Here is a 15,268-nt window from a genome sequence, read left to right as displayed (position 1 = left end):
CGCGGCGGGATCTCGCGGTGCTGTGGATGGTCGTCCGCGTCGTCGTCGCTGCCGTCGTGGTGACCGCGTCCCTCGTAGGGCTCGTGCGGGCACGGCGGCGGCTGGTGGTGGTCGACGTGCGGGGCCCGAGCATGGAACCGACCCTGTACGCGGGCGACCGGGTCCTGGTCCGGCGCGTACCGCTGACCGCGGTCCGGACCGGTGACCTGGTCGTCGTCGCCCGTCCGCACTCCCACGAGTTCGCGACGGCCGGGCCCTGGGTGATCAAGCGCGCCGCCGCGACGGCAGGCGAGCCGATACCGTCGGTCATCCGGCGCAGCTGGGCCGAGAACGACGACATCGACTTCACGGGTGCGTTCGTGCCGGCGGGACGGCTGCTGCTGCTCGGGGACAACCCGACACGCAGCGGCGACTCCCGGCACTGGGGCTTCACCGCGGGGGACGCGGTGCTCGGCGTGGTCGCCAGGCCGATGCGGGCCCGTGCCAGGGGTCAGGTCTCGTGACGACGGCCGTGCCGGACCGGCGCAGGTGGCGCACGGTGCGCGGGTTGGCCCCCGCGGTGGCGCTGGCCTTCCGGGGTGCGGCCGCGCAGCTCGGGCTGCTGAGTGTGGTCGCGTTGGTGGGGGCGGTGCTCCCGGTCGCGGTCACCTGGCTGACCAAGCTGGTCATCGACTCGGTGACCGGGGGCACCGCGGCGGACGCGCTGCTTCCGATGGCGATCGCGCTTGCCGCGCTCGGCGCGCTGCTCGCGACGCTTCCGCAGCTCACGCAGTACCTCGCCGCGGAGGCGCAGCGGCGCGTCAGCCGAGCGACCAAGGACCGGCTGTACCAGGCGGTGAACCGCTTCCCTGGGCTCGGCCGGTTCGAGGATCCTCGGTTCCTCGACCAACTGCGTCTCGCGGAAGCCGCCGACAGTGCTCCTGCGCAGTTGACCACCGGGACGATGCAGCTGGTCAGGAACGTGATCACGGCACTCGGCCTGTTCGGCTCGCTGTATGTCATCAGCCCGCTCATCGCCGGTGTCGTCCTGGTCGCCGCGCTGCCGACGCTCCTGGCCGAACTCGCGCTGGCACGACGCCGGGTGAACACCACCATGCGGCTGAGCCCGGACGAACGCCGCGAGCTCTTCTACCAGATGCTGCTGTCCGACGAGCGCGCCAGCAAGGAGATCCGGCTGTTCGGCACCGGCGATTTCCTGCGCGGCAGGATGATGCGCACCATTTCGGGGATCCACGCCGCCCGGCGCGCACTCGACCGCCGCGAACTGTTCGTACAGAGTGGACTTGAGCTCTTCGCCGCCGTCGTCGCCGGTGCCGGTCTGGTCTGGGCGATTCTCGCCGCGGGCCGCGGTGAGCTGACCGCTGGTGACATCGCCATGTTCATCGCCGCCGTCGCAGGTGTGCAGACCGCGGTGGCAGGCATCGTGTCGCAACTGGCGCAGACGAACGAACAGCTGATGATCTTCAACCACTACACCGTCGTGGTCGGCGCTCCACCGGAGATGCCCGTTGCGGAGCATCCGGTCGCGACACCGGAACTGCGCCGCGGGATCGTGCTCGACGATGTGTGGTTCCGCTACCGCGACGACCTGCCGTGGGTGCTGCGCGGCGTGTCGATCACCATTCCGTACGGCATGGCCGTCGGCCTGGTCGGGAAGAACGGCGCGGGCAAGTCCACCATCGTCAAACTACTGTGCCGGATGTACGACCCGACGAAGGGCAGAATCACCTGGGACGGCGTCGACCTGCGCGACCTCGATCCGGCCCGGCTACGGGACCGGGTCGGTGCGGTGTTCCAGGACTTCATGTCCTATGACCTCACCGCCGAGGAGAACATCGCGCTCGGCGACCTCACCGCGCTGGCGGAGCCGGCCCGGATCACCGCGGCCGCCAGGCAGGCGGACATCCACGATGTCGTCGAGAGCCTTCCGAACGGCTATCGCACCATGCTCAGCCGCATGTTCGCCGACGACGACGGGTCGGACGGCACCGGAGTCGTTCTTTCCGGCGGACAGTGGCAGCGACTGGCACTGGCCAGGGCCTTCCTCCGCGCCGAGGCGGACCTGTTGATCCTCGACGAGCCGAACGCGGGCCTTGATCCGGAGGCCGAAGCCGAGTTGCACGCCAGGATCAGCACGTTGCGAGCGGGAAGCACCTCGGTACTGATCTCGCACCGGCTCGGTACTTTGCGCGACGCCGACCTGATCGTCGTCCTGGCCGACGGAACTGTCACGGAGACCGGCACCCACACGTCATTGCTCGCAAGTGGTGGCACCTACGCCCGTCTGTTCACGACACAGGCGAAGGGTTACCAGAGCGAATGAAAGCGGCGGCGGCGTTCTTTCGAACGCCGCCGCCGGTCATACGGTTCTGTGCGGTCTACGGGGCGCATCCGGGGTCAGCCGAACAGGTACGGGTCTCCGTCTGGCATCCCGGGCCGGACAGGCACACCTTGGTCCGGTACCTGCGGTTTCCGTTGCAACTACCGCACTGACCGACCCAGCGGCATGGCGGACAGATCGCAGATGCCTGAATCTTCGGTGCGAAGACGGCGAGCAGCCGGTCACTCATGCTTTCGACAAACTTTGTCATGATTACCTCCCAAGTGTGCGAAACACTATCCGAGCGACATAAGATGATCAATAGTTCGTCGATCTTGACAAGAATGGCGACAGCGTGACCGGTTTCCGACTGTCGGCATTTCTCTTGTCTGCGCGGTGGCCGTAACATGGATTGCCGATTTAAACGAGCCGTGATTTCCACTGGGGAGGTTCCCCAGTTGAACACCGGTTGACATCACGTCACGGGCGGTTCGTGCCGCAGGCCCGGGAGGCGTTCACCGGAGCACTTGGCGACCTCGTCGAGGTGTGCCGCGAACTGTTGCCACGCGAAGGCGAGCTCGTGGGCCAGACCGGCGAGCGACGGCGCCCAGTGTGCGGGCACGCTCTCGGACAACCGCCGCCATCCACCGTCCGCGATGGAATGCGAGCCGAACACCTGCAGCACGGCACGGCCGGCCTCGGTGAACCTGAGCGAGGGATCGGCCCTCAGCCTTCGCATCATCGACGCCCATTGCCCGCTGGGGACGGCCGCGCGGTGCGGTCCGTCCGCGCGCCGGACCAGCTCGGCGACGGATTCCCGATCGCTCCCCCGGGGTGCCTGCGCTTTGGCGTCGTGGACGTTCACCTCCTGCCGCACGGCGTGGACGGTGCCGACCGAGACACCCGCGGCCCTGGCCACCGTCCGGAGGGAGGCATCGGGATCACGGCGGACGATCTCCTCCGCGAGCTCCCGGCCGCCGCGCCCGAGCGGACGGGCGTGGCCGTCGCGGCCCACCCTGGTCGTGGCCTGCGGAAGGTGCTCGGCGATGGCACGCCGAATGCGCCCGACGGTCTTGTGCGCCAGCCCGGTCGCGACCGCGATCATCCGGTCCGACCAGTGCGGATGTGTGGTCAGCACCCGTTCCGCCGCGGCCTTGCGATCGGCGAGCGACAGGGGCAGTCCGTGGGCGACGTTCGCCCTGACCATCTCCACGAAGATCTCGTTCCGCCCGCAGTCGAGGAATCGGACCGCGATCGCGGTCTGCCCTCGTAGCTCGGCGGCTCGGAGCCGGTGCATGCCGTCGATGACGAGCATCGACGGCCAGTGCACCACGATCGGGGGCAGCGGCTCATCCGTTTCGGCGAGCCGCTGGATGTGTTCCTCGTTCTCCCCGTCCAGCCGGGGCGAGCCACTCCGCACCAGGTCGCTGATCGGCAGCATCGAGACGGCGTCGCCGAACTCCGGCCCCGCGGAACTCGTCACCGTCGAAGATGCCGACCGGCGTTGGAACGAACTGGGCATCGGCAACGGTTCTGAACTCACGGCGGCTCCACCATCGTGTCGGCGGGTCAGGGCCACGAAGAAGTAGAGGACGGCCAGGTCCCGGGACAGCACTACCGCCGACAGCACCCGTGCTCGCGGCCGCCTTCCGGACAACGCGGGGACAGCCTAGGAATCGCCACTGACACGGTTCTGCCCGTACAACACCCGTACTTCCGGGACACCACCGAGTCCCGCGCCGACCCTGTGCCTGCCGCCTCGTGCGGTTGCATGTCGAAGTCCCCAAAAGCATGATGCCGTCGCCGGCGTCGGTGTCGCGGTTGAATCGGTGCCATGGCTGCGCTTCCGATCCGTGATCGTGCCGGCAACAACCTGATCGACCTTCGTGTCGTGCCGGAATCGGAGCTGACGCGCCTGGGTGAGCAGGTGCCCCTGCCCGCGTCGTTGGTCGTCGTCGTCCACGCGGGCGCTGTGCTGATGGTGTTCGACAGGTGGCGCAAGGAGTGGGAGCTGCCGGGAGGCATGCGGGAACCAGCGGAGACCGCACGCCAGGCCGCGGTGCGGGAGCTGCGCGAGGAGACCGGCATCTCCGGCGTGGGTCTCACCTTCGCCGCCGTCGCCGAGTTCGACCTCGTCAAGCCGCAACGCCGGGAACTTCTCGCCATCTACCGGGTTCGACTCCAGTCGGTACCATCATTGACGGTGAACGACGAAGTGCTGGCCTTCCGGTGGTGGTCACCAACCGATCCGGTGGCCGACGCCATGAGCCCACTCGACGCAGAGATGGCCCGCCGCGTCGTCCACGCCTCGGCCGGTGGCCTCGATGTCGGTGCGCGGAAGGAAACGTGACAGCCCGATCGCATGTAGCGGGCCCGGTAGGTCACGTGAGCGTTGTGGCTTCTGGGCGGTTGTTCCGATCAGGACGTGAGCCTGGCGGGCAGGGTCCGGTATCCGTTCGAGACGAAGGACTCCAGCGGCAGGTTCGGCACCGGCGCCTGGCTGGCTGATCGGTCGGGACAGACCAGACCATAGGCTCGGGTCGTGCAACCTACCGCTCCCGCGCCTGATGCCGTGTGGTCTCGCTATGGCGACAAGCGCCATCTGGGGTTCGTGCTCATCGGCGTCCTGGTGTTCGCGGCCCTGACCGCCCTCGGGTACAGCGGCGACTTCGAGGACGGCATGGAAGAGGTGATCGGCGGGATCGTCACCGGCCTGTTCGCGGTCGGCCTCTTCTTCTGCCTCCTCGCCGCCGTGATGTTCTCCGCCCGGCGCCATCGCATGCCGGGCCTGGCCATCGACGCCGCCGGGGTCTGGTGGTACCGCGACCGGCACGCGACCCTCGTCCCCTGGCCCGCTGTCGCGGGCGTCGGCGTCGGCCATCTCCGGGCACCCGCGGTGGCAGCCGTCGGTGGTTCGTCACTCCGGCAGCCCAAGAACCACGCACTGGACGTCTTCCTGGTCACCCCGGACCTGCCAGCGGGTTCCGTCCTGCGGGCGTGGTCCGCGACCGAACCCGCACCCGCGCCCACCCTCCCCGCCGACCGTCTCCGCTTCGTGCTCCCCACCGGCGGCGACAGGCGCGAACTCCAGGCCGCGGTCGCGCGCTACGCCCCGAAGCTGTGGGTGGGAGAGTACGAGCGGAAGTGGACGCGCCTGGGCATGTTCGGGAAGTGAGGACAGGTGGTTCTCCTTGCGTCGGACAGGACTGGACTGGCATCCTCACGGCTGTGATCAAGAGAATCGAGTCCCTCGTCCGCCGGTGAGCGAGACGACCGAGCCTGGAAGGCTCGGAACCCAGGTCAGCCTGTTCGAACACGCTCTGCTCCTGCATCGGCAGGAGCCGGACTCGCCTCTGCCGCGTGACGGCAAGCCCTATCCGGACGAGGAACTCCCCCGCCGACAGCGGCGACGACCGGATACCGCGAAGGATCCGCGAACCGTGGGCGTCGACGTCGCCGCCATCCTGGACGTGCACTTCGGCGAGGCAGACGCGTCACCGGGCGAACTCGTCGAGAAGTTCCACGACGTCGCCGTCCCGATCCACCCCAACGAGCACATCATCGCCGCGGCGTTGCGTGCGGACCGGCAGCGAGTCCGGCGAACCGGCAGATGGCTGGTGCGGCACAGCACCAACCGCGACTCCGCCACCGTCGGGCTGGCACTGCTCGCCGCGGACTGGGAGGAAGCCGACATCCCGTTGATCCAGACCATCGGCTTGCTGTCGGACCGGTTCGGCCCGTTGGCAGCCGAAGCACTGAAACGCCGTGGCGGAGGCGAACAGGCGTTGCAGTGGCTGGCTCAGCGTGTCGCGGGATGGGGCCGGGTCTACGCCATCGACGCACTGTGTCACCGCGGTGTCCACAGATCGCGTCAGTGGCTGTTGCGCCACGCCTGCGATGGCGACTACCTCAACGGTTACTTCGCAGGCGGGGTCGCTACGGCGGCGCACGTGCACGAAGCGATCGTCGGGTCCGAGGTCGACGACGACCTCGTCGATCACACCGGCCGCCTGCTGAAGATCATGGCGGACTGCAGCGGCATGGGCATGACTCTCGAGCACTTCCCGCCGGCCGGCAGTGTCCTCGCCGCGTACGCTGCTCACCTCGGCCGTCAGGCACCGACCGTAAACAGGTACGTCAACGCCGCTGTCCTTGCCCATCACCTGACGGAGAAGACCCCGCGACAATGCGGCTGCACCGCCGAGCAGCGCGATCACCTGGTGCGGCAGTACCTCGCGGTGCTGGACAGAGAGGACTGGTGCGACACAGTCCGCGCGGGCCTCGACCCGGACAGCGAATTCTCCGCCTGGTTCGCCGGGACCGTGGCGACCCGTCTGCGCCTGCGCGCGTTCACCGAGTCGGGTTGATCGAAGACTCGCCCGCCGGGGCCGGGCCGCTGGGACGGTGGTCTCGCGGTCCGGTCGACGGCGGTGGGGTCAGGTCTCGGTGATGGAGAAGGCGTTGCCGTCGGGGTCGCGGAAGGCGAACATCGGTGGCACCCCGGGCCAGGTGAGGATCTCGTCGGTGTCGACGCCGGCGTCGGTGAGGGCGGCGTGCGCCGCCGCCGCGTCGTCAGTGGTGAACCGGATCATGATCGGGCCGCGGGTGACGTCCTCGGCGGCGTGGTCCAGCGTGACGACGACGTCGTCGTTGCCGGGCGCGAGTTCGATCCACCGCCCGGTCGGGATCGGCGCGTCGCGCAGCACGGTGAAACCGAGCGTGTCGACGTAGAATCGCAGCGCCTGGTCCTGGTCGGCGACGGGCACGGTGACGGTTCGGATGCCGGTGATGACCCTGGCCGGCGCGGTCATCGTGCGATCCGCTCTTCGAGGGTGACGGTGACGGTGTCCCCGGCCTGCTTGCCGATGCGGGTGCGGGTTTCGGCGGTGAACGCGAGCTTGTGCGTGCCGTCCCCGAGCGCCATGAACGAGCCGTGGAACGGCTCGCCGTCGACGCGGCCCCTGACCCGCACCAGGCCGCGCGTGCCGAAGAACTCGGCCGAGCCGGGCATCACGACATAGGTCCAACCGCCCTTGTTCGGGCTCTTTCGCAGCGTCGCGGTGAACGTCCTGTCCAGTTTCGTGCCGGGCGTGGTGTGCTGGGCGGTCATGATGGTTCGCCTCCGTACATGAGTGAGCCGGGTGTGGTGAGTTCCGTGCCGGTCTCCAGCCAGGTCTTGAGCCCGGACAGGACCATCGGCCAGCCGCCGTAGAGGTGCTCGTCGGCGTCGGCGGTGAGTTCGTCGTGCCGGACGACGAGCCGGCAGCTGTCGCCGACCTGCTCGATCTGCCAGGTCACCCGGCTGGTGCCCTGGGCGGCGATGTCGTCGTCCCAGATCGCGTGATAGCTCTGCACGAGCCGCCAGGGCGGTTCGACCTCGAGGTTCTCGCCCTCGACCAGCCCGCCGGCCCCCTCGTGGGTGACCCGGTAGGCGGAGCCCGTGGACCAGTCCGATTCCACGCGCGCGCCGAACTGGAACCGGGCCCGCGTCTCGGGATCGGTGATCGCCTGCCACAGCCGCTGCGGCGTCGTGCGGATGAAGATCTCGAACACCTTCTCCACGGGTGCCTCCAGATGTCGTTTCAGGTCGACGAGGCCCGCGGCCCACGTCTCGGTGTACTTGCTGACCCACCGGTCGTGAATGAGGCGGATCGGCACGGGGTTCAGGAAGTGCAGCTTCTCCCTGCCCCGCCGGTCCGACACGACCAGACCGGCCTCCTCGAGCAGCCGAAGATGCTTGGCCACGGCAACCCGCGTGATCGCGAACCGGCTCGCCAACGCGTTGAGCGACTGCCCGTCCCGCCGGAACAGCTCGTCGAGCAGCTCACGGCGGGTCGGATCCGCCAGCGCCTTGAAGACCCGTTCCACGCGACCCACCATATGAAACCTTTTGGTTTCATGTCAACCGTGAGTGGTGGAGTTGGTGGTCGCGCGCTGGTCGCGTCGGGTAGGCCCGGTCTGCGGTCTGGTGGGTTTGTCCTCGCCGGACGGGCAGGTCGCAGGGCTTCGGGCTGCGAAAGGCGCGGGACGACGTGGCAATGCCCTGAAAGGCGCGTTCAGGGCGCTCAGCGCCCTGAACGGCCCGTTGACGGCACTCGTTGTGCCGTCAACGGGCCTTTCACGGCGACCTGTCTGCGGGTGCCGCCGTTCGTCAGGTGGTCCAGCGGCGGCGGAGCCACAGGCTCACGTACACGAGCGCGACGAGGACCGGCACCTCGATCAGCGGGCCGACGACCCCGGCGAGCGCCTGGCCCGACGTGACGCCGAAGACGCCGATGGCGACGGCGATCGCCAGCTCGAAGTTGTTGCCCGCCGCGGTGAACGCGAGCGTCGTGGTGCGGGAGTAGCTCAGGCCGGCGGCCTTGCCGAGGGCGTACGAACCGGCCCACATCACGGCGAAGTACACCAGCAGTGGCAGCGCGATCCTGGCCACGTCCAACGGCCGGGAGGTGATCGTCTCGCCCTGCAGCGCGAACAGCACGACGATCGTGAACAGCAGGCCGTACAGGGCGATCGGGCCGATCCGGGGCAGGAAGGTGCCTTCGTACCAGTCCCGGCCGCGCACCCGCTCCCCCACGCGGCGCGACAGGTATCCGGCGGCGAGCGGGATGCCCAGGAAGATCACGACCGAGAGCGCGATCTCCCACGGCGAGAACGACACCGTCTCGGACGCCAGGCCGAGCCAGCCCGGCAGCAGGTCCAGGTAGAACCACCCGAGCACACCGAACATCACGACCTGGAACACCGAGTTCAGCGCCACCAGCACGGCCGCGGCCTCCCGGTCGCCGCAGGCGAGGTCGTTCCAGATGATGACCATCGCGATGCAGCGGGCCAGACCGACGATGATCAGGCCGGTGCGGTACTCCGGCAGGTCCGGCAGCATGAGCCAGGCGAGCGCGAACATCAGCGCCGGGCCCACGACCCAGTTCAGCACCAGCGACAGGACCATGGTGCGGCGGTCGCGGGTGACGGTGTCGAGCCTGTCGTAGCGGACCTTGGCCAGCACCGGGTACATCATCAGCAGCAGCCCGAGCGCGATCGGCAGGGAGACCTGGCCGATCTTCACCGCGTCCAGGACACCCTGCAGACCCGGCACCACCGCACCGAGGCCGAGCCCTGCCGCCATCGCGACGATGATCCACACCGGCAGGAAACGGTCCAGGAACGAAAGCCGGTGCAGCACGTCCTGCTCGGTGGGCTCGACGGTTGCCTGACTCACGGGCAGGGCCTCCGGTTCTCGGTGTTCGATTCGGCCGCAGCGGCCAGGTCGGTGAGCACAGCCGCGAGCGCACGCAGCGCTTCCGGCCGCAGCCGGTAGTAGGTGTAGCGGCCGTGCGGCTCGGTATCGACGAGCCCGGCGCGGCGCAACTGCCGCAGGTGGTTGGACACGTTGGTCTGCCCGGCCCCGGTCTCCTCGACGAGATGGCAGGTGCAGAGCGCTTCGCGGGCCAGCAGGCGCACGATCTCACCCCGGAGCGGGTCGGCGAGCACCCGCAGCACGGCAGCGGGCGACATATCAGCCTGAACTGAGATCACGTGGGAATGATAAGACGATGCATCGAGAAATGTCGAATCAGTGCGCTGGCCGCGGCGGTCTCAGGACCCGGTGCCGGGTTCGCCGAGGAAGGGGCCGCCGGGACGGAGCAGGCCGGACATGATCTCCAGCGGCTCGGACTGGACCTGGTACCAGCTCCAGGTGCCGCGGCGTTCACGGGAGAGCAGCCCCGCGCGGACGAGGATCTTCAGGTGGTGTGACAGCGACGACTGCGGCATGTCGAACTCGTCGGCGAGGTCGCAGAAGCACGCCTCGCCGTCGGGGGCCTGGCTGACCAGGGCGAGCAGCTTGACACGCACGGGGTCGGCCAGCGCTTTGAACAGTCGCGCCGTGGCGGCGTAGTCGTCGGGACGCGGTGGGGCGTCCCTGCCGGGCAGCACGGCCAGTGGTACCACCCCGTTCCTGTGCCCGTCCACGGTGTCGCACCGGTCATGATGGCATGCGCCCAGGCGGGATGTCATGGAGATGCCTTGGCGATGCCATTGACACGCGCTCCCCCGGCTGGTGTCCTTTAAATCGACAGATGCCGATCCAGGACCGATCCCGCAACCAGGGGGCAACGATGACCAGCCCACCTCACCTGCCCCGCCGACACGTCGCCGAACAGCTGGACCGCGTCGCCGACGAACTGGCCGACGCCTTCCACGGCGTGTTCGCGCCGGACACGGTGACCCGGTTCGTCCACGAGACCCACGCGCTGCTCGACGAGCACGCGACGATCAAGACCCACCTGGTCACGCTGACCGCGCGTTTCGCCAGGCAGCGGCTCACCGACCACGGACACGCGCAGGGACTCGCCACCGTCACAGTGCCGCAGGTGTTGTTCATCTGCGTGCACAACGTCGGCCGGTCCCAGATGGCGGCGGCACTGCTGGACCACCACGCGTCCGGCAAGGTCGCGGTCCGCTCGGCGGGCTCCCGGCCCAGGGGCGCGATCCCCGACGTGATCACCACCGCGCTCGCCGAGATCGGCGTCGGCCTCACCGAGGCCTACCCGAAACCGCTGACCGACGAGGTCGTGCGGGCCGCGGACGTGGTGGTGACCATGGGCTGCGGCGACGCCTGCCCGGTCTTCCCCGGCAAGCGCTACCTCGACTGGCGGGTCACCGACCCGCTGGACCAGCCACTCGAGCAGGTAAGGGGAATCCGGGACGACATCGACCGCCGGGTCCGCGCGCTCCTCGGCGAGCTCCTCGACACCTGAGCCGGCCCGGAGACCCCGCCGACCACGGAGCCCGTCACCTCGCGTTCATCTGGATCGGGCATCATCGAAACAAGAAGCCGCATCGATTTCTGAGGAGACCCGGTGGCCGACACGCCAGAGGTCCTGTTCGTCTGCGTCCACAACGCAGGGCGTTCCCAGATGGCCGCCGCCCTGCTGCAGCACTACGCGCTCGGACGCATCGCCGTGCGCTCGGCGGGCTCCGAGCCCGCCGAGAAGGTCAACCCCGCCGCGGCCGAGGCGGTCGCCGAGTGGGGTCTCGACATCACCGCGGAGATCCCGACCAAGCTGTCCACCGCCGACGTCGAGGCCGCGGACGTCGTGATCACCATGGGCTGCGGCGACACCTGCCCGATCTTCCCCGGCAAGCGCTACCTCGACTGGGACCTCGACGACCCGGCGGGCCAGGGGGTCGAGGCCGTCCGTCCCATCCGCGACGAGATCGACCGCCGCGTCCGCGGTCTGGTCGCCGAGCTGCTCGACGCCTGAGCGGCCGCCGCACGTCCGGGGTTGACAGGACCGCAGTTCGGTCGGTCATCATTGACGCAATGACCATCGAGCTTTCCGAGGAGCTGCGGCGCCGGGCCGCGATCCACGCCGCGCTCGCCGACCCGGCGCGGCTGTCCGTCGTGGACCAGCTGCTGGTCGGCGACGCTTCTCCGTCGACGCTGCAGGAGCGGCTGTCGATCCCGTCGAACCTGATGGCCCACCACGTCCGCGTCCTCGCCAGGGCCGGGCTGATCCGCCGCACCCGGTCCGAGGGCGACCGCCGCCGCACCTACCTCAGCCTGGTGCCCGCCGTCCTGGAACAGCTCACCCCGGCCACGTCCCGTGCGGCGGCGCGGGTGGTGTTCGTGTGCACGCGGAACTCGGCGCGTTCCCGGCTCGCGGCCGCGCTGTGGCGGCAGTACAGCGACGTGCCCGCGACGTCCGCGGGCACCGAACCCGCGGAACGGGTCCACCCCGGTGCCGTCGCGGTCGCGCAACGCCACGAACTGGCCCTCCGCACGTCCGCGCCCCAGAAGGTGACCGACGTGCTCCGGCGGGACGACCTCGTCGTCACGGTGTGCGACCACGCCCACGAGGAACTCGGCACCGACCTCCCCCGCGTGCACTGGTCGGTCGCCGACCCCGCCCGGCTCGGCACCGACGAGGCGTTCGAACGCGCCCTCGACGAGCTGACCGCACGGGTCGTCCGCGTCGCGCCGACCGTCCACCGCGCCCCCCGCGGACCGTCAGCGAGATCCCGCGCCCGCGCGGGCTGAACCGGTCACCTGAGAAGATTGATTCCGAAGTTGGCGTGAGTGGGCGGTCGGTCGTCGTGTGCTGGTCGCGTCGGGTGCGTTGCGTGGCAATGCCCTGAAAGGCGCGTTCAGGGCGCTGGGCGCCCTGAACGGCCCATTCACGGCACCTGGTTCTCCCGCGCTGACGACGAGCGGCCGTCGTGCCCACACCCCGGATTCGCAGCAAGTATCGGCGGCGGTCAGCTCTGGGTGTCGACGGTGAAGGTGGTCGAGTGCCAGCCGGTGGCGCCGTCGGGGATCGGTGGGACGCGCTCCTGCCGTTGTGTCTGTCCGCGGCGGTCGGTGGCGCGGACCTCGGCCCGGTGCGTGCCGGGTGCCAGGTCGACGTCCAGGCGCCACATCCGCCAGGTCTGGCTGTTGACCTCGGTGGCGAGGCGGGCCGGCAGCCACCGGCCGCCGTCGACGCGGACCTCGACCTTCGCGACACCGATCGTCTGCGCCCAGGCGACGCCTGCGATGGTGACCCGTCCGCCGGGCACCGTCGCGAAGGCACGGGGCGCGTCGATGCGTGACTGGGTCTTGATCGGGGCCCTGACGCCCCAGTTCCGTTTCCGCCAGTACGACTCTCGCGCGCCGAACGTGGTCAGTTCCATGTCGACGACCCACTTGGTGGCGGACACGAAGCCGTAGAGGCCGGGGACGACCATGCGTGCGGGGAAGCCGTGCTCGATGGGAAGTGGTTCGCCGTTCATGCCGATGGCGAGCAGGGCGCCGCGGTTGGGGTCCATGGCGGCGTCCACCGGCGTGCCCGCGGTCCAGCCGTCCGCACTGGTGGAGAACAGCTGATCGGCCCCGGACCGGACACCCGCTTCCCGCAGCAGGTCCCGCAACGGCACGCCGACGAAGTTGGCTGTGGACACGTACGGTCCGCCGACCTCGTTGGACACACACGTGATCGTGACGGTGCGCTCGACGAGCGGGCGGCGGCGGATGTCGTTGAACGTGTACGTCCTGGTGCCGTCGACCATGCCGTGGATGCGCAGCAGCCAGTCCTCGGCACGGACCTGGGGCACCGACAGCAGGGCGGTGTCCACGCGGTAGAAGTCGCGGTTGGCCGTCAGGAACCGGGGTGTGCCAACGGAGGCGAAGTCCGCGCCGGGCGGGATGGGCGGCGCGGGTGTGCCCGGTGTCAGCGCCCCGACGGCGGCCCTGGAGGAGGTGGCGTCGTTTCGGCCCGCCAGCAGCGTGCCCGCGGTCCCCGCGGCACCGGCGCCGACCACCACACCGGCCGAGGTCCACAGGAACCGGCGCCGTGCGGCGCTTTCCGGCTCGTCGCCCGCCGGGACGGCAGGGCGGCGGCGCGTCGCGGCCGTGTGCAGCCGGTAGAAGGTCGCGACGGCGGCGAGCAGGCCCGCGACCGGCGCGAGCACCCCGGCGGTGGGCACCGAGGGCTGGTCGAGCACCGACAGTGCGCCGACGAGCCCGACGACCGCCGCGATGGCCACTCCCGGCCACGGCCGCCGCCGGGAGAGCAGGCCCGCGAGCACCCCGGTCACCAGCAGAACGACGCCGACCCCGACGAACACCAGCGCCTTCTTCGCGTCACCGAGGTTGGCGATGGCCCACTCGGTGATCGACGGCGGGGTCAGGTCGCGCGCCGAGTTGCCGACCGCGATCACGGGAGACGCGGCCGGGTTGATCAGCCCGCCGGCCAGGTGCCCCACCGCTACCGCCACCAGCACCGACAGCACACCGACAACCATCGCGACCGGCCGGCTCAGCCGGGTGCCGACAACGGCGGTGTCATCCACGGTATCCATGACCTGCGTTCGGCACCGCGCGCCCCGTGGATTGGCGAAAACCGTCGACGCGCGCAAGAAAGGCGCAGGCGGTCGATTTCGGCGGAGCGGAAGGATCGCGCCAGCCGTCAATGGGAGAAAACGGCTGGCACGACCATCTTCCGACCCGTCCGAATTCATTTCCGGACGGCCGATCGGGGCACGCGCCAGGGCTGCCGAGGCTCTCACGAGTCCCGGCAGCCCTGTTCCGCGGCGAACCGTCACATGGTCGGCATGAGAACCGAGTCGATGAGGTAGACGGTGGCGTTGGCGGTCGTCACGCCGCCGCAGATCACGTTGGCGTCGTTGACCTTCAGGCTGTCGCCTTCGCCGGTCACGGTGACCATGCCGGTCTGGACGGTGGTCTGCTCGCCGACGATCTCGTCCGGGGCGAGCTGACCGGGCACCACGTGGTAGGTCAGGATCTTGGTGAGCAGGTCGCTGTCGGTCTTGAGCGTCTCGATGGTGGCGGCGTCGATCTTGGCGAACGCGTCGTCGACGGGGGCGAACACGGTGAACTCGCCGCCGTTGAGCGTGTCGACCAGGTTCACGTCCGGGTTCAGCTGGCCGGACACCGCGGCGACGAGGGTCTTGAGCAGCGGGTTGTTGCTCGCGGCGACGGCGACCGGGTCAGCGGCCATGCCCGAGACCGAGCCGGGGCCTTCCGGCACCTGCTCCGCGTAGCCCGCGCAGCCAGGACCGACCAGGTCCGCGGCCGGTTCCATCCCACTGTCCTCAGAGGACGCCGGGGCCTGCGTGGCCGTGGTGGTCGTGCCGCCCGCCTCGGTGGAGGCACCATCGTCCGAGCTGCCGCAGGCGGCGCCGAACAATGCGAAGAAGGCGACACCGATGGCGAGCGTGCCGCGACGAAGGTTGCGCTTCATGACAGGTAGATCTCCCATTAGATGAAAGGCCGGACGCGGAATCGACTGAGTGCCCCGGCCAGATTTCGACTCGTGATTCGAGCCGCGAACAACTGGTCTTCGGCAGCAGGTCGCCGCCGGATGGGAGCACAGTTCCTTCGTTATCTCTCCGTTACCTCGTGCCCTGCCTGCGCCCGCCGGTGCCCTGAAGGCGCTTCCGGGTCAT

Annotated in this window: 17 protein-coding genes; 8 read left to right on the top strand and 9 right to left on the bottom strand. The window is 69.6% G+C overall.

Features of this window, described 5'->3' with window-relative positions; all coding sequences use genetic code 11:
• Nucleotides 1-26 precede the first annotated feature (26 nt).
• Together ACFPCV_RS27310 and ACFPCV_RS27305 are read left to right on the top strand one after the other, a co-directional pair.
• Entirely contained in the window at nucleotides 27-503 is a 477-nt protein-coding gene (locus ACFPCV_RS27310) for a S26 family signal peptidase (RefSeq protein ID WP_378059206.1), read from the top strand.
• Nucleotides 500-2,323, top strand: a complete 1,824-nt coding sequence (locus ACFPCV_RS27305) for an ABC transporter ATP-binding protein (RefSeq protein WP_378059205.1) — start codon at nucleotides 500-502, stop codon at nucleotides 2,321-2,323. Before ACFPCV_RS27310 ends, ACFPCV_RS27305 begins: the two co-directional genes overlap by 4 nt.
• Before the next feature lie 472 nt (nucleotides 2,324-2,795).
• Here ACFPCV_RS27305 and ACFPCV_RS27300 read toward each other — a convergent pair whose 3' ends face one another.
• A complete protein-coding gene (locus ACFPCV_RS27300; RefSeq protein WP_378059204.1) occupies nucleotides 2,796-3,803 on the bottom strand; it encodes a streptomycin biosynthesis protein in 1,008 nt (335 codons plus the stop codon).
• Nucleotides 3,804-4,154: 351 nt separating this feature from the next.
• On the opposite strand from ACFPCV_RS27300, the gene ACFPCV_RS27295 reads away from it, so the two are divergent.
• From ACFPCV_RS27295 to ACFPCV_RS27285, 3 genes are all read left to right on the top strand, one after another.
• On the top strand, nucleotides 4,155-4,670 hold the full coding sequence (locus ACFPCV_RS27295) for an NUDIX hydrolase (RefSeq protein WP_378059203.1): 516 nt from the start codon (nucleotides 4,155-4,157) through the stop codon (nucleotides 4,668-4,670).
• A gap of 222 nt (nucleotides 4,671-4,892) precedes the next feature.
• Complete coding sequence (locus tag ACFPCV_RS27290) at nucleotides 4,893-5,495, top strand: hypothetical protein (RefSeq protein ID WP_378059201.1); 603 nt, start codon at nucleotides 4,893-4,895, stop codon at nucleotides 5,493-5,495.
• A 265-nt stretch (nucleotides 5,496-5,760) separates the two neighbouring features.
• Entirely contained in the window at nucleotides 5,761-6,687 is a 927-nt protein-coding gene (locus ACFPCV_RS27285) for a hypothetical protein (RefSeq protein ID WP_378059200.1), read from the top strand.
• 69 nt (nucleotides 6,688-6,756) lie between these two features.
• On the opposite strand, the gene ACFPCV_RS27280 is transcribed toward ACFPCV_RS27285, so the two are convergent.
• From ACFPCV_RS27280 to ACFPCV_RS27255, 6 genes are all read right to left on the bottom strand, one after another.
• Nucleotides 6,757-7,131, bottom strand: a complete 375-nt coding sequence (locus tag ACFPCV_RS27280) for a VOC family protein (RefSeq protein WP_378059199.1) — start codon at nucleotides 7,129-7,131, stop codon at nucleotides 6,757-6,759.
• Nucleotides 7,128-7,430 (bottom strand): DUF1905 domain-containing protein, encoded by a 303-nt coding sequence (locus ACFPCV_RS27275; protein ID WP_378059198.1) that lies wholly within the window; start codon nucleotides 7,428-7,430, stop codon nucleotides 7,128-7,130. The genes ACFPCV_RS27280 and ACFPCV_RS27275 overlap by 4 nt, the downstream gene beginning before the upstream one ends.
• Nucleotides 7,427-8,188, bottom strand: coding sequence for an ArsR/SmtB family transcription factor (locus ACFPCV_RS27270; protein WP_378059197.1), 762 nt, complete (start codon nucleotides 8,186-8,188; stop codon nucleotides 7,427-7,429). The genes ACFPCV_RS27275 and ACFPCV_RS27270 overlap by 4 nt, the downstream gene beginning before the upstream one ends.
• A 283-nt stretch (nucleotides 8,189-8,471) precedes the next feature.
• The gene (arsB, locus tag ACFPCV_RS27265; RefSeq protein ID WP_378059196.1) at nucleotides 8,472-9,539 is read right to left on the bottom strand and encodes an ACR3 family arsenite efflux transporter; all 1,068 of its coding nucleotides are present in this window, start codon (nucleotides 9,537-9,539) and stop codon (nucleotides 8,472-8,474) included.
• Nucleotides 9,536-9,856, bottom strand: a complete 321-nt coding sequence (locus ACFPCV_RS27260) for an ArsR/SmtB family transcription factor (RefSeq protein WP_378059195.1) — start codon at nucleotides 9,854-9,856, stop codon at nucleotides 9,536-9,538. Before ACFPCV_RS27260 ends, arsB begins: the two co-directional genes overlap by 4 nt.
• A 60-nt stretch (nucleotides 9,857-9,916) precedes the next feature.
• Entirely contained in the window at nucleotides 9,917-10,291 is a 375-nt protein-coding gene (locus ACFPCV_RS27255) for an ArsR/SmtB family transcription factor (protein ID WP_378059194.1), read from the bottom strand.
• Nucleotides 10,292-10,437: 146 nt separating this feature from the next.
• Between ACFPCV_RS27255 and ACFPCV_RS27250 the strand changes: the two genes are divergently transcribed.
• The 3 genes from ACFPCV_RS27250 to ACFPCV_RS27240 all read left to right on the top strand — a co-directional run bounded on the left by ACFPCV_RS27250 (nucleotide 10,438) and on the right by ACFPCV_RS27240 (nucleotide 12,362).
• Nucleotides 10,438-11,079, top strand: coding sequence for an arsenate reductase ArsC (locus tag ACFPCV_RS27250; protein ID WP_378059193.1), 642 nt, complete (start codon nucleotides 10,438-10,440; stop codon nucleotides 11,077-11,079).
• A 102-nt stretch (nucleotides 11,080-11,181) separates the two neighbouring features.
• On the top strand, nucleotides 11,182-11,586 hold the full coding sequence (locus tag ACFPCV_RS27245) for an arsenate-mycothiol transferase ArsC (protein WP_378059192.1): 405 nt from the start codon (nucleotides 11,182-11,184) through the stop codon (nucleotides 11,584-11,586).
• A gap of 59 nt (nucleotides 11,587-11,645) precedes the next feature.
• On the top strand, nucleotides 11,646-12,362 hold the full coding sequence (locus tag ACFPCV_RS27240; RefSeq protein ID WP_378059191.1) for an arsenate reductase/protein-tyrosine-phosphatase family protein: 717 nt from the start codon (nucleotides 11,646-11,648) through the stop codon (nucleotides 12,360-12,362).
• A gap of 218 nt (nucleotides 12,363-12,580) precedes the next feature.
• On the opposite strand, the gene ACFPCV_RS27235 is transcribed toward ACFPCV_RS27240, so the two are convergent.
• Both ACFPCV_RS27235 and ACFPCV_RS27230 read right to left on the bottom strand, forming a co-directional pair.
• Entirely contained in the window at nucleotides 12,581-14,161 is a 1,581-nt protein-coding gene (locus ACFPCV_RS27235; protein WP_378059190.1) for a molybdopterin-dependent oxidoreductase, read from the bottom strand.
• Between the two features lie 239 nt (nucleotides 14,162-14,400).
• Nucleotides 14,401-15,063 carry a fasciclin domain-containing protein gene (locus tag ACFPCV_RS27230; RefSeq protein ID WP_378059189.1) on the bottom strand — a complete coding sequence of 221 codons (663 nt, stop codon included), beginning with the start codon at nucleotides 15,061-15,063 and terminating at the stop codon, nucleotides 14,401-14,403.
• Nucleotides 15,064-15,268 lie beyond the last annotated feature (205 nt).

The organism is Actinophytocola glycyrrhizae (genome assembly GCF_042653545.1).
GTDB lineage: Bacteria > Actinomycetota > Actinomycetes > Mycobacteriales > Pseudonocardiaceae > Actinophytocola > Actinophytocola glycyrrhizae.
This window is presented reverse-complemented; position numbering and strand designations above follow the sequence as displayed.

Bases quoted from the DNA above. Each gene is read 5' to 3' on its own strand.
- ACFPCV_RS27310 (WP_378059206.1), top strand. From the start codon at position 27: ATGGTCGTCCGCGTCGTCGTCGCTGCCGTCGTGGTGACCGCGTCCCTC.
- ACFPCV_RS27295 (WP_378059203.1), top strand. From the start codon at position 4,155: ATGGCTGCGCTTCCGATCCGTGATCGTGCCGGCAACAACCTGATCGAC.
- ACFPCV_RS27280 (WP_378059199.1), bottom strand. From the start codon at position 7,131: ATGACCGCGCCGGCCAGGGTCATCACCGGCATCCGAACCGTCACCGTG.
- ACFPCV_RS27275 (WP_378059198.1), bottom strand. From the start codon at position 7,430: ATGACCGCCCAGCACACCACGCCCGGCACGAAACTGGACAGGACGTTC.
- ACFPCV_RS27250 (WP_378059193.1), top strand. From the start codon at position 10,438: ATGACCAGCCCACCTCACCTGCCCCGCCGACACGTCGCCGAACAGCTG.
- ACFPCV_RS27240 (WP_378059191.1), top strand. From the start codon at position 11,646: ATGACCATCGAGCTTTCCGAGGAGCTGCGGCGCCGGGCCGCGATCCAC.
- ACFPCV_RS27235 (WP_378059190.1), bottom strand. From the start codon at position 14,161: ATGGATACCGTGGATGACACCGCCGTTGTCGGCACCCGGCTGAGCCGG.
- ACFPCV_RS27230 (WP_378059189.1), bottom strand. From the start codon at position 15,063: ATGAAGCGCAACCTTCGTCGCGGCACGCTCGCCATCGGTGTCGCCTTC.